16 protein-coding genes are annotated in these 20,572 nt (G+C 42.6%); 1 reads left to right on the forward strand and 15 read right to left on the reverse strand.

Features of this window, described 5'->3' with window-relative positions:
- Nucleotides 1-122: 122 nt before the first annotated feature.
- From B0H99_RS16125 to B0H99_RS16170, 10 genes are all read right to left on the reverse strand, one after another.
- Nucleotides 123-566, reverse strand: a complete 444-nt coding sequence (locus B0H99_RS16125; RefSeq protein ID WP_106534714.1) for a MarR family winged helix-turn-helix transcriptional regulator — start codon at nucleotides 564-566, stop codon at nucleotides 123-125.
- A 93-nt stretch (nucleotides 567-659) separates the two neighbouring features.
- Nucleotides 660-2,009: a TrkH family potassium uptake protein gene (locus B0H99_RS16130; RefSeq protein ID WP_106534753.1), complete on the reverse strand. Its 1,350-nt coding sequence runs from the start codon at nucleotides 2,007-2,009 to the stop codon at nucleotides 660-662.
- A 122-nt stretch (nucleotides 2,010-2,131) separates the two neighbouring features.
- Nucleotides 2,132-3,382, reverse strand: a complete 1,251-nt coding sequence (locus tag B0H99_RS17880) for an anti-sigma-I factor RsgI family protein (protein WP_106534715.1) — start codon at nucleotides 3,380-3,382, stop codon at nucleotides 2,132-2,134.
- A complete protein-coding gene (sigI, locus tag B0H99_RS16140; protein WP_106534716.1) occupies nucleotides 3,382-4,128 on the reverse strand; it encodes an RNA polymerase sigma-I factor in 747 nt (248 codons plus the stop codon). Before sigI ends, B0H99_RS17880 begins: the two co-directional genes overlap by 1 nt.
- A 182-nt stretch (nucleotides 4,129-4,310) precedes the next feature.
- The gene (locus tag B0H99_RS16145; RefSeq protein ID WP_106534717.1) at nucleotides 4,311-5,078 is read right to left on the reverse strand and encodes a TerC family protein; all 768 of its coding nucleotides are present in this window, start codon (nucleotides 5,076-5,078) and stop codon (nucleotides 4,311-4,313) included.
- A 223-nt stretch (nucleotides 5,079-5,301) separates the two neighbouring features.
- Nucleotides 5,302-6,381 (reverse strand): SDR family oxidoreductase, encoded by a 1,080-nt coding sequence (locus tag B0H99_RS16150; protein ID WP_106534718.1) that lies wholly within the window; start codon nucleotides 6,379-6,381, stop codon nucleotides 5,302-5,304.
- Between the two features lie 84 nt (nucleotides 6,382-6,465).
- Nucleotides 6,466-9,531 carry an efflux RND transporter permease subunit gene (locus B0H99_RS16155; RefSeq protein ID WP_106534719.1) on the reverse strand — a complete coding sequence of 1,022 codons (3,066 nt, stop codon included), beginning with the start codon at nucleotides 9,529-9,531 and terminating at the stop codon, nucleotides 6,466-6,468.
- Nucleotides 9,532-9,687: 156 nt separating this feature from the next.
- Nucleotides 9,688-11,256 (reverse strand): peptide chain release factor 3, encoded by a 1,569-nt coding sequence (locus B0H99_RS16160; protein WP_106534720.1) that lies wholly within the window; start codon nucleotides 11,254-11,256, stop codon nucleotides 9,688-9,690.
- An 89-nt stretch (nucleotides 11,257-11,345) separates the two neighbouring features.
- Nucleotides 11,346-12,818, reverse strand: a complete 1,473-nt coding sequence (locus tag B0H99_RS16165) for a UDP-N-acetylmuramoyl-L-alanyl-D-glutamate--2,6-diaminopimelate ligase (protein WP_106534721.1) — start codon at nucleotides 12,816-12,818, stop codon at nucleotides 11,346-11,348.
- Between the two features lie 14 nt (nucleotides 12,819-12,832).
- Complete coding sequence (locus B0H99_RS16170; protein ID WP_106534722.1) at nucleotides 12,833-13,885, reverse strand: M42 family metallopeptidase; 1,053 nt, start codon at nucleotides 13,883-13,885, stop codon at nucleotides 12,833-12,835.
- Between the two features lie 104 nt (nucleotides 13,886-13,989).
- Here B0H99_RS16170 and B0H99_RS16175 point away from each other — a divergent pair, with 104 nt between their 5' ends.
- Nucleotides 13,990-15,561 carry a two-component system sensor histidine kinase NtrB gene (locus B0H99_RS16175; protein ID WP_106534723.1) on the forward strand — a complete coding sequence of 524 codons (1,572 nt, stop codon included), beginning with the start codon at nucleotides 13,990-13,992 and terminating at the stop codon, nucleotides 15,559-15,561.
- 38 nt (nucleotides 15,562-15,599) lie between these two features.
- Here the strand turns inward: B0H99_RS16175 and B0H99_RS16180 are convergent, their stop codons facing one another.
- The 5 genes from B0H99_RS16180 to B0H99_RS16200 all read right to left on the reverse strand — a co-directional run bounded on the left by B0H99_RS16180 (nucleotide 15,600) and on the right by B0H99_RS16200 (nucleotide 20,556).
- Nucleotides 15,600-16,232, reverse strand: a complete 633-nt coding sequence (locus B0H99_RS16180; protein WP_106534724.1) for a PepSY domain-containing protein — start codon at nucleotides 16,230-16,232, stop codon at nucleotides 15,600-15,602.
- Nucleotides 16,233-16,369: 137 nt separating this feature from the next.
- Nucleotides 16,370-17,053 (reverse strand): PepSY domain-containing protein, encoded by a 684-nt coding sequence (locus B0H99_RS16185; RefSeq protein WP_181313691.1) that lies wholly within the window; start codon nucleotides 17,051-17,053, stop codon nucleotides 16,370-16,372.
- Nucleotides 17,054-17,055: 2 nt separating this feature from the next.
- Complete coding sequence (locus B0H99_RS16190) at nucleotides 17,056-18,423, reverse strand: sensor histidine kinase (RefSeq protein ID WP_106534726.1); 1,368 nt, start codon at nucleotides 18,421-18,423, stop codon at nucleotides 17,056-17,058.
- A complete protein-coding gene (locus B0H99_RS16195) occupies nucleotides 18,407-19,105 on the reverse strand; it encodes a response regulator transcription factor (RefSeq protein ID WP_106534727.1) in 699 nt (232 codons plus the stop codon). Before B0H99_RS16195 ends, B0H99_RS16190 begins: the two co-directional genes overlap by 17 nt.
- 62 nt (nucleotides 19,106-19,167) lie before the next feature.
- A complete protein-coding gene (locus tag B0H99_RS16200) occupies nucleotides 19,168-20,556 on the reverse strand; it encodes an aldehyde dehydrogenase (RefSeq protein ID WP_106534728.1) in 1,389 nt (462 codons plus the stop codon).
- Between the last annotated feature and the right edge of the window lie 16 nt (nucleotides 20,557-20,572).

Genomic DNA, 20,572 nt, shown 5'->3' on the forward strand with positions numbered 1-20,572 from the left:
ATCTCCATACAGAAAAACACCTCCATAATTGTCGTTGTGACTACATACGACGATGGCGGTGTTTTTTCCTTGTCTCATTTTATTGGGTCACTCTATTTTTCCAATACGTCTTTTTTATGCTATCAATAAGATAAATCTTTAATCGAGAGCCCCAGCTTTTTCATCAATTCAATCGCCTGGTCTTTTTCTTCGGCCGACAAAGCACTAGTTAATTCGTGCAATTTCTTTTCATGCTCTGGAAATATCTCTGCCATAAACTCTTTCCCTTTGTCGGATATCTCAGCGTAGGTCACCCGACGGTCGGTAGGGCAATTCACACGTTCAATAAATCCCCGTTTTTCCAGTTTGTCGATTACGTATGTAATCGAACCACTAGCCAGTAATATTTTTCCGCCGATTTTTTGAAGGGGCTGTTTTCCTTTATGATATAAAAGTTCCAACACAGCAAATTCAGTAGGGTTGACTCCACTTTCTTGAAAGAAATGGTTGGTCTGTTCGGAAATTGCTTTATGTGCACGCGATAAAACGATAAATAGCTTTAAAGATTGTTTTACTTCTTCATTCATATTAACCACTCTTTTCCACTTGTTAACCTTTAATACTCTAATTATAGACCTTTTTAGCTAAAATGGCACGGTTTAACTCCGCTGTTCCCAATACTATCCAATAATGACACGCTCTTTTGGATAATGGAAATTTGTAGGATCTGTTTTTCCGCCTATTGTAAAAAGGAAAGAAATCAGTCCAACCCGTCCGATGAACATCAATACCATAATAATCAACTTGCCTGTAACTGATAAGTCACCTGTCAATCCTAAAGACATTCCACATGTACCGAAAGCAGAAGTGATTTCAAACAGGATCTTTACCAAAGAAGCTTGAGGTTCTGTTATCAATAATGCCATTGTGGCTACAAGCACCATAAAAATCGCCAGTATAATAACTGCAAATGCACGGAAAACGTCAATCAGCTGAATTTCTCGCTTGAAAATCTGAATGGTATTTTTCCCACGTGCAAAGTTGATCAAAAATAAAATGGCAATGGCAAAAGTCGTCGTCCGTATTCCTCCACCTACAGAACTTGGCGACGCCCCAATGAACATCATAGCGCTCAAGAACGTGCTCGTAGCATCACTAAACTGAGTTACATCCAGTGTCACCATACCGCCTGAACGTGCAGAAACCGAATGGAACATAGAGGCAAAAAGCATTTCATGCCAATTCATCCCTTTGAATGTTTTGGTTGCCTCTAAAGCCCATATACCGAGCGATCCGATCACCAGCAATATCCCAAATGTACTAGTAGTAATTTTTGTAAATAACGAAAAACGAAAGTTCTTATTTTTATTGGAAAGAAATTCTTTAGCTTCTATTAACACCGGAAAACCGATGGCTCCTAGAATGATTAGAATCATCGTTACGATTTGAACAAAATAATCGTTAAAGTAAGGCACGAGCGATTCACCTGTAATATCAAAGCCGCCATTTGTCGTGGCAGAAACAGAAGTAAAAATACCTTGGAGCAACGCTTCTCCAAAACTGTCGTAATACTGAGTGAAATAAAGTGTTAAAATAATTGCACCAATTGCTTCAATGACTAGCAGTATGCTAATAATATTGCGGATCATGCTGACTACTCCGGACAAGTTCAGCTGATTGTGATCCACCATGATCAGCTGCCGCTCTCTAAGTCCAATCCGTTTCCCGATAAGAAGCCAAAAGAACGTACCAATTGACATGATGCCAATTCCGCCTAATTGTAAAATGAAGATGATTACAATAATTCCATATACCGAATAAGTTTCGGCGGTATTTACTACGGTCAAGCCTGTCACACTGACAGCACTGACGGCGGTAAAAAGCGTATCAATAAAAGAGACTTCTACTCCAGGCCGATGCACATTCGGCAGTCGCAACAGGAGAAAAGAAATAGCGGTAGCTATAAAGTAATACGCTACGATAGCCTGTGCAGGGGTCGCACTGCGGATTTTTTGAAACGTTTTATTCATAATGATCATTATTCCTTTCGGCTCTCGTTCTCTCCTCATTTTAAGAAAAGAATCATTAAAAAGAAAGAGATTCGTGAAAATCTCTTTCTTTTGTCTTACATCAGTTATTTTCTCCTGATACGTTATTCTTTTTTTCCATTGGTTTTTGAATCTTTGTTAGGCTTGTCTTTTGATTTATGTGCTTTTTGAGGAGGAGATGCCTTTTTCTTCTCACCAGTTTTCTTTTCCTGTTTCGGTTTTTCTTTCTTCGGTTCTTTTGCTTTTAGATCAGATGATTTGTTCTGTTCCTTGACGCTTGGTTGTGATGTCTTCTTTTTTTCTTTCGCGTTTGAAGGAGATTGTTTTTTATCCACGGCATTGGGATTGTTGTTCTTTTTCTCATGTGTCCCAGGTGTTGGTTTTTCTTTTTGTTTGGTTTCTGGAACTCTTTGTTGCTTTTCGCGTTGTTCTTTTCCTTTTTGGTTTTTGTTTAATAAATCAGCCTGGCTCTCTTTCTTTATCTCTTTCTCTTTCTTTATCTCTTTCTTTATCTCTTTCTCTTTCTTTATCTCTTTCTTTATCTCTTTCTCTTTCTTTATCTCTTTCTCTTTCTTTATCTCTTTCTTTATCTCTTTCTCTTTCTTTATCTCTTTCTTTATCTCTTTCTCTTTCTTTGCCTCTATTTCTTTCTTCTTTTCTTTTTCTTTCTCTTTACCTGGTGCTTCAAACTTTTTATCCTTACTTTTTTCTTTATGTGGTTTGCCGCTTTGGATCAATGTGGCATCCGACACTAGCTGGCTGACAGGAATGTTTTCTTTTACCGATCTTCTCCATTGTCCTTTTGTCGCCTTTTTTAATTGGATCTTCACATGATTGGTTACGGCTATAGACGACACTGACTTTACTGCCGCTTCCAACGGTATGTCAGCAGTTTCCTCCTCGACCGTAGTAATTGTGATTTCTTCTGTAGAGGTCTTCACAGTAAGCGCAATTATTTTATTCAAAACCTGATCTAGCGGCTGATTCTCCCATTTCTCTAGCGTAGAAGCCAATTCTTCGCCGTCTTTATTCAGTCCACGCAAAGATATGGTGTTCCCATTTTCATCGATGCCAATTTCCACTCCTGGATTGATTTGCACTTGGACATAAGCATATGCTTCTTCAGGAGGTGCAAAGATTGAAAACATCAAGGCAAAAATTGCTAAAGAAGCTAGAGCTGGAACCCAAATTACTGTTCGAAAGATATTCTTTTTTGCTGTAAGCGGATAAAAATAGCCTTCTTCTCCCACAGCCAGTTCTGTTGCCGGTCGGCCTTTCACAAACTGTCCATCTGGCAAAATGAAAACGGAGCGGTTATCACCTAATTCTATACAAATCCCTTTTTGCATCTGCATCAGTTCAACCGCTCCTTCAAATAGTCTTTTAAATAATGCAAATCGCTCATTAATAATAAGGCAATTGCAATTATGTATTTTCGGTTCCGTTCAATTGTTTTCCTGGAAACTTTGACCAGTTGTTCTATATCTTTAATCGGCAGTTTCTTTTTATCAAGTAAATATGTTTTATACTCTTCTGTTTCTGCCACCAACTGAGAAATTTGAACCGCTGTTCTTCGTGCATCTTCATGCATCGGGGAAGACTGCACTAATTTTTGGAAGGACAAACCGTAGTCCGCAAGCATTTTTTCAAACAGCAGAATCTCTTCGCGTCTTTTTTCAATTTGCTCTTGAATTCCGAAACGTTTTAGAGTTACTTCATCTACAATTTGGTTGCGTGATTCATCTTCATTATTGCTTCGAAAATCAAAGCTGTATTCGTAGCGGCCAGATTCTTTGCGGATAAAGTCAATTGTCCTTCTCCGTATGACCATATGGGCAAATGTCAGGAAAGAGGCATTCTTGTCCTCTTCATATTTCTCTATAGCTTCATGGAAAGCCGTCAGTGCAATACTGTATTCATCATCGTGTTCATCGATAAATCGTTTGCATACTTGAGCGGCAGTTTTTTTTACAAAAGGGGCATAAGAATAAAGCAAATCCTGCATCGCTTCATTGTTTCCATTTTTTGCTTGTATTGCCAGCACTTCAGCGTCTGATTTTTCTCCATGGCCGAAAACACCGGATAATATCGACAGCAGCATGCTGTTCACCTCTTTTCAACCTGGCATTAATACTGATTGTAACGGCAGAAATTGGAATTGAAAAGAGCTTATATTTTTTTCGGTTCATTACTATATAACTATTCGTATCCTTCGTTTTGTTTTTGTCCGTCTTCCTTAAGAACTAAACAAATAAAAAAGCCTCTCAAAAGAGACTTTTTTGGTTATACGTTCTCTTCTTTGTTTTGTCTTGCTCCTATGATCGCGCCGATCACAATAATTCCAATCAATACTGTCCAAAAGACAATGGTCCAAATAGTAGAGTGGGGAAATTCATGGGGAAGAATCCCAACATTTTCATGGGACAACGTCATAACTAACAATTTAACCCCAACCCATCCAACAACGACAAAAGCGGCTGTTTCAAGTTGTGGGTACCTTTCTAGCAATTGAACAAACTTATGGGCCGCAAAACGCATGATGATAACCCCGATCAATCCGCCTGCTAACATGACTATAAATTGTCCTCCGTTAATTCCGCCGATATCAAAACCGCCCAAATGCGGCAAAGTTACCGCTAAAGCGACTGCCGCTAGCATAGAGTCGATAGCGAACGCAATATCCGCCAATTCTACTTTTAAGACTGTCATCCAAAAACTCGAACCTTTTTTCGGCGCTTTGACTGAATCAAGCAGATTGTCTTTTTTGCCTTTTTGCTGCTCCCAGACATTTTTAGCTGAGATGAATAATAAGTAAGCTGCTCCTAATGCTTGGATTTGCCAAATATTAACAAGCAGTGTAATCATGAATAAGGCTGAAAAGCGAAAAACGAAAGCTCCCATCAAACCATAGAATAACGCTTTTTTCTGCCTGTCTTTTGGTAAATGCTTTACCATAACTGCCATAACAACCGCATTATCAGCTGCTAAAAGGCCTTCTAACCCAACTAGCACCAACAAAACCCAAGCGTATTCCAATAATATGGCTTCCATACTCCTGCCTCCTTCTAAAATTCCCCAACAAAAAAGACCTCTGCCTCCTGAGAGGCAAAGGTCTCGCTAAGCAAACAATCTTGCTATCATAACCGATGGCCAAAAGCCATGTCTTGACGACTATGAAATAGGTTTCCCTATAGCTACTCCCCTTTGACTAAACGCCAAAGTTATTGAATTGTAATGTTTGTATACCATCGTTTTTCAACTTCTAAACTTCTTGCTACTGAATGGCCACATGAAGCTTTTTCTCTTTTTTATGGCGTTGGTAAAACGATACCATTTCAGGCATTGTTTCAAGAAAATCCGCACATTGGATGTTGCTGCCGGAAAGAAGGCGTTCAGCGTTCCGGGTATCAAAAGAAGCTTGCCAAGTTAAATAATCCAATGTCTCCGCTTCGACCCTCAACGCTTTCCGAATCGGAGACAGGGCCAGCGAAGCTGCAGCAAGTTTGTGGGGAATATGGCTTTTCGGCATTTTCCCCGTCATTTCAAAGACCATGGAGCGATAAACTTCCTCAACCGGATGCGGATTGGGATCCGTTAAATGGACTGTCTCTCCTGCCGCCTCCTCTACAGTGCTCAAGTAAATCGAAGCTTCAATAATGTAATCGACCGGAACCACGTTGATAAGGGCTTTAGAATGTCCTATATACGGGATTACAGGGAGCTTCCGGAGCCGGTCAATCATATTCAAGAAAAAATAAGGGCCATCGAATTTTATTGTCTGTCCTGTCCTAGAATCGCCACGGACAATGCCTGGACGGACAATCGTAACTGGAACCGTTCGTTTTAATTGTTCGACTAACAATTCTGCCTCAAACTTTGTTTCTTCATAAAAATTTTTGAACTTCTGTGGCCGCATCAGTTCGTTTTCAAACAACTTGCCTTCGCGGGCTCCTGCGACGTATGCAGTGCTAAAGTACATATACCGTTCGAGAGTTGGAAGCTTTTTAACAAACTCATTCACATTCCTTGTGCCGTCTACATTAACTTTCCAGGCGATCCCTTTTGGAACTGCTAAATCGTAAATAGCTGCCAAATGCCAAAAAATTACCTTATTCTCTGTTAGAATGGCCATATCACCATCTTTTAAGCCGAGCCCCTTTTTTGTAATATCCCCATCAATCAAGCGAATGGGTCTGCTCCCTGTTTCAACTTGAATCCGCGCCGCTTCTTGTTCTGCTTTCCACCTCTCCGATGGAAGAATGATGGCTACAATTTCTACATCCTCTGAAACGCATTTTCGAATCAACTGGCTTGCAATAAATCCAGGAAAACCTGTAAAGACGATTGATTTCATCCATTTCACCCTTTTCTTTCATCATACTAAATTTTTAACAGTTAATCTAAAAAAGTTCCGGAATATTCAATTCCGGAACTTTTACTAAGCATGCTTTTTATTCATTTTTCTTGTTTGCCGATCTAATAAACTATAGACAATCGGCACAACATATAGCGACAAAAATGTTGAGCTTATTAATCCTCCAATAACAGCAATCCCCATCGGCTGATTGATTTCGGTTCCTTGGCCGATGCCAAGGGCAAGAGGCAAGAGGCCGAGTATCGTCGTCAATGCCGTCATAAGGATAGGCCGCAACCGGTCGCGCACCGAGGTTAAAATCGCCTCGTAAGACTGCATGCCGGCGGCTTTTCTTTGATTGATATAATCCACCAGAACGATACCGTTATTGACCACGATCCCTACGAGAACGAGTATACCGATGACTGCCGTTATACTGATTGGCGTCTGTGTAACAAACAGGGCAATTGATACTCCGATAACCATCAGAGGCACAGTAAACATGATAACCAACGGATACTTGAAAGATTCAAATTGTGCTGCCATGACGATATAGACTAGAACTACTGCCAAAGCGATAGCCATGATCATATCGTTTCTCGCATTGTCCAACAACTCCCGGTCGCCGCCAAACTTGATCGAAGTATTGTTTTCCAAGTCAAGTTCCTCGATTGCTTTATCCACCTCTTTAGACATTTCTCCAAGTGTGACGCCTGAATTATGCTGCAAAGTGAACGCAACACTGTCTGCTTGGTTTGTTCGCTTAATGTCGACCGGGCCTTCTAAAACTTCAATGTCCGCTAATTCTTGAAGTTCAACAAACTGTCCAGCAGGAGCCCGCAGTTTTAAGTTCCTCAACTTTTCAACGCTGTCTCTGTCATTCGGATCCAATTCTACAAATACATTTAGTACATCATCATTTTCTGTCAACACTTGAGTAGTTAAAACGCCTCTCGTCAAATTGTTGACAGTCTGGGAAATTTGAGCAGGAGGAATTCCATTTTTTGTGGCTGCATCTTTCCTGACGGCCATCTGAATCTCTTCAATAGTTTCTTCCCGGTCGTTACTCAATTCGGTCACTTCCGGAAGATCGCGAAGAGCAGTACTGATTTTGCCGACTGCTTCATCGAGACGAGCCTTGTCTGTATCCGTCACGGTGAAAGATAGCGTATTAGGCGAAGATCCAGCTGCAGTTTGAAGATTGAAGTTTACTTCCGCCCGCTCTCCTACTTTTTCCAAAACACGCGGCTGAACATCGTCCACAAATTCAAAGACCGACCGTTCGCGCTCTTCAAGCGGAATCAGTTTAATGTATAGTTCAGCTATATTGGACTGAGAAGTGCCTTGCGCTTGTCCTTGCTGCGTATTTCCAATCAAACTTACAAACACCGAGACATCTTTTTCTTTTTCCAACTCTTCTTCTATAATATTCACCACTTCATCGGTGGCATTTTGGGATGAACCGTTTTCCAACTCAACTCTAACACTGACAAACCCTTCATCTGTCGCCGGCAGGAATTCTGTTCCTACTTGATAAGCGCCAAGGACGCCGAGGGCTAAAAACACCAGGGCAGTCATCAAAACGATAAGGCGATGAGCTAGTGCCCATTTGATGGAACGCTGGAAGTTCTTTAATCCTTTAGAACGCCGTTGTCTTGCTTCTATGTTGCCTTTCGGTTTTTTCAATAATTGAGCAGCAAGCATCGGAATGACCGTAAGCGCGACAGAAAGGCTCGCGAACAAACTAAAAGATATCGTTACAGCAAACTCAAAGAAAATCTCTCCGATCAATCCGGTAATAAACACAACCGGCACGAAAACAGCAACAGTCGTCAATGTGGAAGACGTTATGGCACCAGCCACTTCTTTCGTTCCTTCTGAAGCGGCCTGTTTTGGATTCTTGCCCATTGAAAGATGCCGTTCAATATTTTCTATCACGACAATTGCGTTATCCACCAACATACCGATTCCAAGAGCTAAAGCCCCCAACGTCATAATGTTCAAAGCAAAATCAGCAAAATACATAAGCACGAACGTCACGATGACCGAATAAGGAATGGCCACTCCGATAATAATGGGACTCTTTATGCCACGCAAAAAGAAAAAGAGCACAAGCATGGCAAAAATACCGCCATAAATCAGCGTTTGGCCAATGTTGCCGACTGCAAGCTTCACGTAATCCCCTTGATCGAACAAGACATCCGCTTGCACGCCTTCAAAACGGTCTTCCTGCAACAATTCATCAAGCTTATCTTGAAAAGCCTGCGACACATCCGCTGTGTTCGCTCCCGATTCCTGTAGAGCTGAGAGCAATACGGCCGGTGACTCATTGGCCCGTGTTTCGCTGCCGGTCTTCTGCTCCGCTACGGAAACTTCCGCTACATCCCCGATCGTAACATTTTCTCCATCCAAAGGATTTACCGTTACCACCAGATCCCGAATATCATCAGCACTTGTCAAAGAGCTAAGAACACGCGTGGTCAATTGACGGCCATCATCGGTTTCAATGGTTTCCCCCGGCATGGAAATATTATTCGATTGAATCAGCTGGACGATATCCGATTGCTGCAATCCCCGCTTTTCAAGTTCTTCTTGATTTAAAGAAACCTGAATTTCTTCGATTAAAGAACCTGAAACATTTACACTTGCGACTCCTTCTGTCTGAAGAAGCTCGGTTTCCAATTCTTCTGTCAAGACCCGTACATCTTCTCCTCCTTCTGGAGCACGTACAGCCAGTTGGATGACAGGAAACTGAGCAGGATCAAATTTAAAAAACTGAGGCTTATTGGAATCGTCAGGAATTATGGTTTGATCTATCCGTTGCATAATATCCGCTTGTATATCTTCAATATTTGTCGACCAATCAAATTCTAATAAGATAAAATTTGATCCTTCTTCCGAAGAAGACTGTAAGTTGTCGATTCCTGGAAGTGTGGAAAGGTTTGCTTCTAATGGCTTGGTCACTTTTTCACTTACTTCGGTCGGGCTTGCCCCTGGGTAACTTGTCACTACCACACCAATTGGCGGATTTAATTCCGGAATCAGCGTTATTGGAATTTTAAAAAATGAAACAGCGCCTAAAATAATGATTAAAAACATAATGACTATAGTGAAGACTGGTCTTCTTATTGAAAAATCGCTAATATGCATTTGCCCCATACCTCTCTTTATCTCGTTCTTTAATCATAAGAAAAAACAAATAGAACCGCAAATTTTAATCTTGCAGAGTTCCAGAACTTGCAAAGAAATAGGTTACAGATTTCTTAATTTAGACAAATAAAAAACCCGCATCAGCGGGCTTTTAGGTTACAGCAAACTATAAAGACGAATTTCAGGGTTTTTGTCCTGGAACCAGCGAGTGGCAAATTCGTTCTCAAACAGGAATACGAGATTATCAAAGCGATCTTTAACAAGCATCGAACGGCCGCTCGACATTGATTCTTTGACATCTTCTTCGTTCTCGATCCAGCGCGCAATTTTTGAACCGATTGGTTCCATGCGCACTTCAACGTTGTATTCATTTTTCATCCGGTGTTCAAACACTTCAAATTGAAGCTGTCCAACTGCCCCAAGAATAACTTCCTCTAAATGCAAAGTTTTATAGTATTGAATCGCACCTTCTTGCACCAATTGCAAAATTCCTTTGTGGAAATGCTTTTGCTTCATGACGTTTTTCGCTGTCACTTTCATAAAGAGTTCTGGCGTAAATTGCGGAAGGTTTTCAAAATGAAATTTTTTGCCGCTCGTAATTGTATCCCCGATTTGGTAGTTTCCTACATCATGCAAACCGATAATATCTCCAGCGACCGCTTCGCTTACTGTCTCGCGGTCATCCGCCAAAAATTGAGTTGTCTGCGACAGTTTGAACGACTTTCCTGTACGGGAAAGTGTAACGTTCATGCCGCGCTCAAATTTTCCTGACACAATGCGCACAAAAGCAATCCGGTCGCGGTGTGCAGGGTTCATGTTCGCCTGGATCTTGAAGATGAATCCGGAAAAAGGCATGTCTATCGGGTTGATTTCTTCTTGTTCTTTCGTTTCCCGCGGTTGAGGCGAAGGTGCAAATTGCAGGTAGGTTTCCAGGAAGGTTTCCACCCCAAAGTTTGCTAGCGCACTGCCAAAAAATACCGGTGTCAGCTCGCCTTTTTTTACGCGCTCAATAGAGAAATCATTGCCTGCTTCGTCAAGCAGCGCGATATCTTCCATCGCTTGCGTATAATAAGAAGTTTTTTTCATTTCATGGTCTTCAATCAATTGTCCGTCTTCATCTATATCCAGAAAACGATCGCCTTCTGAGCGGAACGGTTCTACCCGCTTATTATAGCGGTCGTAGATTCCTAAAAATTCTTTCCCCATGCCAATCGGCCAATTCATCGCATACGACTCGATGCCAAGAACTTCCTCAAGTTCTTCCATCAATTCAAGCGGTTCTTTTCCTTGACGGTCCATCTTGTTGATAAATGTAAAAATCGGAATGCCGCGCATTTTACATACTTTGAATAATTTGACGGTCTGTGCTTCAATCCCTTTTGCAACATCAATAATCATGACAGCACTGTCTACTGCCATTAATGTGCGGTACGTATCTTCACTGAAATCTTGGTGTCCTGGTGTATCCAAAATATTGACACGGTGGCCGCTATAGTCAAACTGCATTACTGAAGATGTAACGGAAATTCCACGCTGTTTTTCAATTTCCATCCAGTCGGACGTGGCGAACTTCCCGGTCTTTTTGCCTTTTACTGTACCAGCATCGCGAATCGCTCCACCAAACAACAGCAATTTTTCTGTTAACGTCGTTTTCCCGGCATCCGGGTGGGATATAATAGCAAAGGTTCTTCTATTCTGAATTTCATTTTTTAATAGGTCTGACATCTTTTACGCTCCTTTAATCTGCTCTCTTCATATTAGAGAACGTTGTGCAAAAAAACAAGGATCTAGCTTACCATAAAAAAAGAAGCCGTTCAGGCCTCTTTTTCTTGGAATTTTTTCATTGCTTCTTCGATTGCGATCTCTTTATCGCTATGCGGATATTTAGTCGATTCGATAATCTGGTAATCCTCATGCCCCTTGCCGGCTAAGATAATAATATCTCCCTGCTCCGCTTGCTGCACCGCGTGTCGCACCGCTTCAGCACGATCACCAATGCAAGCGAAATTCCCATGAGTCATGCCAACTTGCAAATCACCTAAAATACTATCGTATTCTTCATAACGGGGGTCATCAGTCGTCAAAACGACATAATCAGCAATTGACGCTTTTTCCGCCATGCTTGGCCGTTTTGTTTTATCACGATTTCCACCTGTACCCACTAGGAAAATGACCCGATTCTTTTTGAATTCTTCAACTGCATTCAACGCTTTTTCAATAGCATCCGGCGTGTGCGCATAATCGATGAAAATCGTAATCGGCGCTTCCACTTCAACTTTTTGCATGCGGCCTTCCACTGGCGGTATTACAGCTAAAGCCGCTAAAACAGCTTCTAACGCAAAGCCTTCTGCGTAAAGTGCTGTTATCGCCGCTAGCGCATTGGATACATTGAAATGGCCCAATAAACGCATTGTTACCGGAAATTCGCCTTCACTGCAAGTTAACGTAAACGTGGTTCCTCTATGGTCCATATTGATATGGCTTGCCTTGAACTGGGCATTATTCTGTATGCCATACGTGTAGACCGGATGAGGCGTCATTTTAGCAAACTGTTGGGACCAAGGGTCATCCGCATTCAACACGGCTTGTTTTTTCTCAGCCAGGTTTTGCCCTAGTTGCGAAAACAATAAGCCTTTTGCATGTCCGTATTCTTCCATCGTGCCATGGAAATCCAAATGGTCATGTGTCAGATTGGTAAAAACCGCTGTATTGAATTCGACACCTGCCAAGCGGCCAAGAACCAAGCCATGCGATGATACTTCCATTGACATATGCGAGCAGCCTTCTTCTTTCGCCCGCAAGATCATTTGCTGGGTGGTCAGCGCATCACTTGTCGTATTAGCTGAGGGATATAAATCACCGTTCAAATTGAAACCGATCGTTCCGGTCAGCGCTGATTTTTCGCCCAATTCCATCAGCATGGCATGAAGCATACCAGCAACGCTCGTTTTGCCGTTAGTTCCAGTAACGCCGATCATGTGCAGATCTTTTGAAGGATGGCCGTAAAACTTAGCAGCCAGAATTCCAAGGGCGCGTGCCGTATCTTCAACAACCACTACAGCTGCGTTCTCCACAGACAGGGGCCTCTCTGACAAAATGGCTGTAGCGCCGTCCTTTGCGGCTTGTTCAGCAAAATCATGTCCATCAACCGTATAGCCTTTGATGCAAACAAAAAAGGAATCTTTTTTAACATCTCTGGAATCCATTGTGATATGTGAAATGCTTTGCGGCAAAGTGCCATCTATTTTTTTATAAGGGATATTTTCGAGTAAGTGCGTGATGTTCATGTAAATCCTCCTAATTAGGAAACCAACGGCGACAATACATAAGCATGGAGCAATGCTGCCGCCGCTTTTAATGAATCCGTATGTGTTCGTTCGTAAGAATGCGATGCTTCAATTCCAGGACCGAATAAAGCGTGTTTAACATCATAACCGGCTTGGATAGCTGCTGAAGCGTCAGATGAATAGTATGGGTAAATGTCCACTTTATAGGCAATATCATTCGCTTTTGCCAAATCGATCAAGTGCCGCGTCAACCCATAATGGTAGGGGCCGCTGGAATCTTTGGCGCAGATGGAAACCGTGTATTCGTCCGAAGCTTGGCCGTCTCCTATCGCCCCCATGTCTACTGCGATATATTCCTCCGTTTGTTCCGGAATATTGGAATTTCCGCCAAAACCGATTTCTTCATTGTTTGATATGTAAAAATGAGTGGTATGGGGCAGTTCTTCGCGTGAGGAACTTAGTTCTTTCACCAATTGAAGGAGCAATGCTGCACTCGCTTTATCATCCAAGTGGCGCGATTTAATGTAACCTGAATCAGTCGCCGTAAAGCGCGGTGAAAAAGAAACAAAATCTCCTACTTCTATGCCGAGTGCACGAACTTCCGCTTCAGAGGACGCTTTTTCATCCAGACGGACCTCCATATTAGTTTCGTTGCGTTCTGCTGTTCCCGCATCTTTATAAACGTGTACAGTTGTCTGGTGCAGCAAAACAGTTCCCGAAACTTTAGCGCCATCTGCCAGATGGATCAGGCAATTCTCGCCTTCGATAGCGTTGAATTTAAAACCGCCGACTAATGATAACTTTAATCGTCCACTCGGTTTGATTTCCTTTACCATCGCCCCAAGCGTATCAACGTGAGCCGTCAATAAACGGTGGCGTCCTTGGTCCTGTCCATTAATCGTTGCAATGATGCCGCCTTTTCTGGTCGTCGTATGTTCAACTTCCCATTCTGTCAGCAAATCCCGAATGACTGCCATTATAGAGTGCGTATATCCCGACGGGCTTGGAATATCCACCAATTCTTTTAAAAGTTCCACCGTCTCGCGCTGCTTCCAATCATAAGCCATCTCCGAACGCCTCCCTGATCTTATAATCATATCAAAATCAAACGTATTCTGACAGCCAAATCTATAGTAATATTGATACAAATCTACTTTAGCTGAGGTGCTTCATGGAACGTTCAACTGTAAATCGTGCACGCAACATATTGTTCATCCATCTTTATGGATTTGCAAGCTTACTGCACGTGGCGTTAATTATCGCCATGCCATTTAACAAAGCTTTGCTTGCTGCCTCGTTTGGCCTCGCCACCTATGCCCTGCTGCTGGGGCTCCATCATTGGCAAAAGAATGACTTCTATGTCAAATCCCTTATTCTCCTGCTTATGAATACATATGTGTTTCTGCTCAATATCGAATCGCTGTCAGCAGTAACTATCATCTATTTTATCCTGCCTATTATCGTTTCGGCTCTTTATAACAACACCCGGCCGGTTATAGCGTTGGGACTGCTGACATTCGTTGAAATCATCTTGTTGGTTTTTGTTTTCGGCATTTTTGAGAGGAACGCAAATCTACACTATGTCCATCTGGCTTTGATCGTTTTCCTTTCCATTGTTTTGATGCTTACTATACTTCACTCGCTTTACTTTAGCCGCATTTGGGCACAGATGGAAATGCAAAATCAAACGATGGAGCAGGCGTTATTATCGAAGGAAGGCTATTTGCAATTATTTTTCGAGACAGCCAAAGATGCCATCGCCGTTTTTGACATGCAAAATCGCATCATTGCGATAAATCCGGCGTTCGAAAACCTGTATGGCTGGTCTCCTGAAGATTGTATGGGCAAATCCATTCCAATCATTCCTCCTGAAAATTTAACTGAAGCGCTCGACCGTGCACAAAAGGTCCGGAACGGTGAAAGCTTTTCTTTAGTAGAAACAGTCGATATGAAAAAAAACGGCACGCGTTTTTCCGCGCAAATTACCTTGTCGCCGATTTTTGACCATACGGGTACAGTTATCGCCACTTCCGTCATTTCCAGGGATATCACTTTCCAAAAAGAATCAGAAAAGCTGATCGTCCAATCGGAAAAATTGAAACTTGCTGGAGAAATTGCCGCAGGAGTTGCACATGAAATTCGCAATCCGTTAACAGTCATTTCCGGATTTGTACAGATGATGGATTCTGCACCCGCTTATCCTTACCAGCAATATACAAAATTGATTCAATCTGAAATCGAACGAATCAACCTGATTATTGGTGAGTTTCTAGTATTGGCAAAACCGCAGGCTTCAGTACCGAAAAAAGTTAGCCTTCGAAGCACATTAACAGACCTAACTGCTTTATTCGGTCCTGAATTCAATATGCGCGGCATTGTTTTCACCCAGCAATGGCATGACGAGGACTATTTTATCGAAGGCGAGGAGCATCAATTGAAACAAGTTTTCATCAATGTCTTCAAGAATGCCATTGAAGCTTTGAACGGCCAAGGGAAAATCTGTTTAACCGTTGAAAAGTCGGGTGAAGGCTTTGTCTCGGTAAGGCTATATGACAATGGAAGCGGCATTCCGCCGGAAACATTGGCAAAAATTTTTGAACCGTTCTATACAACCAAATCGACCGGTACCGGCCTTGGACTGATCATATCTCAAAAAATCGTGCAAGGGCACGGCGGCCAATTGAGCATCACCAGCGAAGAAGGGCTCGGCACAGAAGCGAAAATCATGTTGCCGACTATATAAAAAAGGAGCCGTTGGGCTCCTTTTTTATTGCCTTATCTTCAATCATCGTCATTATCGTCTTCATAACCATCATCGTCATCATCGTCATCATCGTCGTCATCCCGCTCATGCTCTAGAACTGTACCATCCAATGCATTGACGCTCACTTCGTGTTCTGTGTTTCCATCTTTTAGTTCGATTTCATAGATGGCCACTTCATCATCGTCGTCATCCAAACTGACTTCTATGACTCTTCCTTTCGCTACCGTGCGGGCGGCTTCTACAGCTTCGGCAGAACTGATCAAGCCACCAGCAACTGAAGATTTTCTGACAACGTCATCCTTGTCGTCTTTTTCACGCTTCTGCTGTAAAACTTTTCCGCTGACTGCATCCAATTTTAATTCGTACTCATAGCCTTCATGATAAATGTCAATTTCGTAATGCGGCCTGTTGTTGTCATCATCAAGTTCGATATCCGTAATGGTGCCATTTGCGATGTCCAATGCTTTTTCAGATGCTTCTTTGAAAGACAGCAATTCCTTCTCGGTATCGAATGCATTTTGGTTTACAGTAACAGACGGTTGCTTCGTTATCCTATTCGTTTCTTGGTCCGCTAAATCAGTATTGGCAAAAACGATTCCCCCGAAACTAAGAACCCCGACAGCCGTTCCAACATAAATAATTTTTTTCATAATTTGTTCTCCTCCTCATTTGGTATACCTTTACTATATCCTCCGTTTCTGAGAAGAACGTTAAGGCTTTATGAGAAATTGATGAGAAAAACATGAAAGTTCTTTAAAGTTCAATTTTTGCTTTCTGACTGAATTGATTAATTTTCCCACTCTACTGTCATCGTTTCGCCGCGTATCGCATGGACTTGAACGAGCACTTCTTGATCGGTATCGTCATTTTCTATATCGATCAAGTAATAGCCTCCGTCCTCAGAGTTTACAAATTCCACTTCCGCTATTTCCCCGTCCAATGTTCTTTTCGCAATGATGATTGCTTCTTCTTGAGAAATCCGCGGGTTAGAAGGAGCTTCTGGTATCACAGCCTCATTTGTTATTTTCCGAACCTCTCCGGTATCTGCTGCCACAAAAACACTCGATATTTTCTCTTTTCCTTTGACCTCTACTTTAAATTCGTTGCTTTCCTTGAGATAAGTTATTTCTCCAATTTCTCCTTCAGCTTGTTTTAAAGCAATAGCAGAAGCTTCTTTCTCAGTCAATCTTGAGGGCGCCTCTGCTTTCTGGTTTAGTACCATAGATGTTACTTGCCCCGTCTGTCTGTTGACTTCTGCCGTGTACTGACTGTCATTACGCACAAATTGCACTTCAAAAAATTCTCCAACCTGTCGAATTCCCTCTACCTGTCCTTTATACATTTCGGCAACTTTTGTACCGGCTTCATCAGCCGTAAGTTCTTCACTGTCTGTTTGCCTGCTGAGCGATAAGACTAAAACGACTGCACCGAGAAGAACAGTTGCCAAAACCATAAGAGTCTTTTTCCGCATGATCATCCCTCCTCATTCGATTTTACCGCCTCGACATTAAAATCCGATGAGAAGATAATCGAAACTGTCGTGCCCAGCTGCTCTACGCTTTCAATTGTCAGTTCGGCTCCAAGGCGGTCAGCTAATTGCTTTGCCAATGACAAACCCAATCCAAAACCGCCAGTTTCACGACTACGCGCTTTGTCGACCCGATAAAAACGGTCAAAAACATAAGGAAGCGACTTTTTCGGAATGCCGATGCCACGATCGCGGATTTGGATAACTAACACTTCTTTGTTTTCAACTGCCACTTCTATTTTGTCTGAGCTGTATTTGACCGCATTATCAAGCAAGATATACAAAAGCTGTTTGAACTTCGCCACATCGGTTTGAATCGGGATGTGAGGTTCGGTTGCTATCAACTCAAATTCCCGATGATAAGAAGTTTTCATTGCCATAGTGGTTTGTCTTAACAGTTCAATCAAATCAGCTTCTGTTATTTCCAGTTGAGCTTCACTGCGCCGCGCGATGTGAAGCAATTGCTCGATCAAAGTCTTCATGCGGTCAGTTTCCGCACGGATGGCAGTTGTGCTTTCTTTTGCAATTTTTTCATCGTGAAACCCCTGGCGCTGCAATAACTTCGCATAGCTTCCGATGACGGTTAACGGCGTTCTAAGTTCATGGGAAGCATTAGAGACGAAGTCTTCCTGCTTTCGGTAGTTTTCTTCCAGCAACTCTATCATTTCATTGAATGTCCTGCCCATTTGCCCTACTTCATCATCCGTTTCTTTTTCTATTGGCAATTTCTCGAATTGTCCATTGTTTTGGATGCGAGTCATCGTCTTGGTTAAATCAGCAATCGGTTTTGTTACAATTCTGCCCAATACGGCATTAGACAAAGCAATCGGTATCATCGCCAGTAAAGTAACTGTAACCAATACGAGCCTAAGCGTTTGCAGATTATTGCTGATGTCCCGCAATTCTTGTGCAACAATAAGCACCGCTATTTCGCCGTCAGTCCATATGACAGGCACTTTGACATACGCAAACAATTTGCCATCCACTCGAAGGGTCCCGGAATTCTCTTCCACTTCGGCAGGGAACTGGCTCGTCGCTTGCGGATCACGTATTTCGCGAATCAACTCTACATTGCCGTTGACCACTTTAATCAAGCCATTTGGCGGCACATAGGCGCGCAAGACCAGACTTGGATCTTCCATAGGATCGGTGTTAAAGGCAGTGACGATGGTTTCAGCTTCCGTCTCCAGCTGGTTGACTTCCGTTGAAAGGGCCAGCCGGCTGAATGTGAAATAAATAACTGTCATCAAAACAAGTAAAATGATCAGCATTAAGAGTGTTGACCCTAAATGAATTTTATTTTTCAATTTCATTTGGATGCTCCTTCAGCACATAGCCGATTCCACGGACAGTTTGAATATAGGTGGAAATTTCTCCTGCATCGATTTTTTTCCGTAAATAGCGAATATACACATCAATCACATTAGTGTCGCCGTAATAATCATAGCCCCAGACTGCGTTCAGTACTTGTTCCCGGCTTAGCACTTGCTGTGGATGCTGCATCAGGTACAGCAGCAGATCGAATTCTCTGGGAGTCAGCTCGATAGTGCGCCCGTTTCTTGATACAGCCCGTGTACTTTCGTTCAGTTCCAGCTCTTCGAAACGGTGTCTATCAGGATTGCCGGTGCCATTGGTCAGGCGCAGACAAGCACGGATCCGAGCTAATAGCTCCTCTATCTCAAATGGCTTTGTGACATAATCATTCGCGCCTAAATCCAGTCCGGCCACTTTATCTTTGACGTCGCTTTTTGCCGTCAGCAAAATAACCGGAATGCCGGAATTTGACGAACGGATGCGTTTCAATACATCCAGCCCGTGAATTTCCGGCAGCATCAAATCAAGCAGCACCAAATCCCAATCATTTTCCCGGAACTGGATCAGCCCTTCCGCTCCCGAATAAGCCACTCCCGTTTTGTATCCTTCGTATGTAAGTTCAAGCTCCAAAACGCGGGCAATACTTTTTTCATCTTCCACGATAAGTATGCGCTCTGCCATTCCAATCACCTCTTGCAATTATCATAGCAGGATTAAAAAGAAAAAAGCGACCCGAGGGCCGCTTATTTCATTACTGTTTTTACAAGTTTTACTCTTTTCTTATAAGGTGGGTATAAGATATCTGTCGAGAACTTCGTCGACTTTTTCAAAATGGATTTGCCATGTGTGAATGTTTCAAAACTCGCTTTTCCGTGATACGAATTGACACCGGAAGAACCGACGCCGCCAAACGGCAAGTAGGAGCTCCCCACGTGTGAAACCGTATCGTTGATACAGCCGCCGCCAAACGGCAATTTGTCTAAGAAAAATTGGATAGCGCGTTCATTTTCAGAAAACAGGTAAGCTGAGAGCGGCTTTGGCAATTTTCGTATTTGGCCTAATAACAACGGGAGATCCGAATACGCCATAACAGGCAAAATAGGACCAAACAATTCGTCTTCCATCGAAGGGCTATTCCATTCAACTTCATCCAAGATGGTCGGCTCGATATACCTTTCTTCCCGGTCCAGTTTTCCACCGTAAATAATATGGTCAGATTCTTTTCGAAGTACGTCAACCAGCCGGTCAAAATGGCGGTCATTGACAATCCGACCATAATCGGGGCTTTTTTGGGCATCTTGCCCGTAAAAGCTCACAATTGTTTTCTGAAGTTTTTTCATGAATTCTTCTTTCACCGATTCATGAACGCAAACATAGTCTGGTGCCACACAAGTCTGGCCGGTATTCAACAATTTGCCCCAAGCAATCCGTTTAGCCGCTAAGTCCAGATTAGCCGTTTGATCGACAATGGCCGGGCTTTTGCCTCCAAGCTCCAGTGTAATCGGCGTCAATTTTTCAGCAGCCGCCTTCATGATAACTTTTCCGACGTTAACACTTCCAGTGAAGAAAATGTAGTCGAAAGACGCATGAATCAAGGCCGTCACTTCTTCTCTTTCGCCTTCAACCACCCGAATATAATAAGGAGGGAACGCTTCTTCAATAATGTTTCGGATAACAGCTGCAACATTCGGGGTCGATTCCGATGGTTTAACGACAGCACAATTGCCTCCGATTATCGCCCCAATAAGCGGCTCCATGATCAATTGAAAAGGGTAATTGAATGGCCCGATGATTAAAACAGAGCCATACGGATCCCTTACAATAAAGCTCTTAGCCGGCTGAAAATGAAGAGGTGTCTTCACTTTTTCCGGTTCCATCCATTCTTTGATGTTCTTTGCCATATTGCTGATGCTGTCGAGCACAAAGCCAACTTCAGTTGTATAAGCTTCAAATTCACCTTTGCCCAAGTCCTTCTTCAGAGCCTCCATCACTCCATCCTGATGTGCGACAATGGCTTCTTTTAGCCGATTCAACTGATCGATCCGGAAATCCGCCGATTTTGTCGCACCGGTGTAAAAATAATCGTGTTGTTCCTCAATCATCCGTTCAACGTCAACTGCTGTAAAATTCATTTTTCCCCTCCTCATG

It is taken from the genome of Planomicrobium soli (genome assembly GCF_003014655.1).
Taxonomy (GTDB): domain Bacteria; phylum Bacillota; class Bacilli; order Bacillales_A; family Planococcaceae; genus Planococcus; species Planococcus soli_B.

Coding starts and splice junctions, on each gene's coding strand:
- B0H99_RS16125 (WP_106534714.1), bottom strand. CDS start 566: ATGAATGAAGAAGTAAAACAATCTTTAAAGCTATTTATCGTTTTATCG.
- B0H99_RS16130 (WP_106534753.1), bottom strand. CDS start 2,009: ATGAATAAAACGTTTCAAAAAATCCGCAGTGCGACCCCTGCACAGGCT.
- B0H99_RS17880 (WP_106534715.1), bottom strand. CDS start 3,382: ATGCAGATGCAAAAAGGGATTTGTATAGAATTAGGTGATAACCGCTCC.
- sigI (WP_106534716.1), bottom strand. CDS start 4,128: ATGCTGCTGTCGATATTATCCGGTGTTTTCGGCCATGGAGAAAAATCA.
- B0H99_RS16145 (WP_106534717.1), bottom strand. CDS start 5,078: ATGGAAGCCATATTATTGGAATACGCTTGGGTTTTGTTGGTGCTAGTT.
- B0H99_RS16150 (WP_106534718.1), bottom strand. CDS start 6,381: ATGAAATCAATCGTCTTTACAGGTTTTCCTGGATTTATTGCAAGCCAG.
- B0H99_RS16155 (WP_106534719.1), bottom strand. CDS start 9,531: ATGCATATTAGCGATTTTTCAATAAGAAGACCAGTCTTCACTATAGTC.
- B0H99_RS16160 (WP_106534720.1), bottom strand. CDS start 11,256: ATGTCAGACCTATTAAAAAATGAAATTCAGAATAGAAGAACCTTTGCT.
- B0H99_RS16165 (WP_106534721.1), bottom strand. CDS start 12,818: ATGAACATCACGCACTTACTCGAAAATATCCCTTATAAAAAAATAGAT.
- B0H99_RS16170 (WP_106534722.1), bottom strand. CDS start 13,885: ATGGCTTATGATTGGAAGCAGCGCGAGACGGTGGAACTTTTAAAAGAA.
- B0H99_RS16175 (WP_106534723.1), top strand. CDS start 13,990: ATGGAACGTTCAACTGTAAATCGTGCACGCAACATATTGTTCATCCAT.
- B0H99_RS16180 (WP_106534724.1), bottom strand. CDS start 16,232: ATGAAAAAAATTATTTATGTTGGAACGGCTGTCGGGGTTCTTAGTTTC.
- B0H99_RS16185 (WP_181313691.1), bottom strand. CDS start 17,053: ATGCGGAAAAAGACTCTTATGGTTTTGGCAACTGTTCTTCTCGGTGCA.
- B0H99_RS16190 (WP_106534726.1), bottom strand. CDS start 18,423: ATGAAATTGAAAAATAAAATTCATTTAGGGTCAACACTCTTAATGCTG.
- B0H99_RS16195 (WP_106534727.1), bottom strand. CDS start 19,105: ATGGCAGAGCGCATACTTATCGTGGAAGATGAAAAAAGTATTGCCCGC.
- B0H99_RS16200 (WP_106534728.1), bottom strand. CDS start 20,556: ATGAATTTTACAGCAGTTGACGTTGAACGGATGATTGAGGAACAACAC.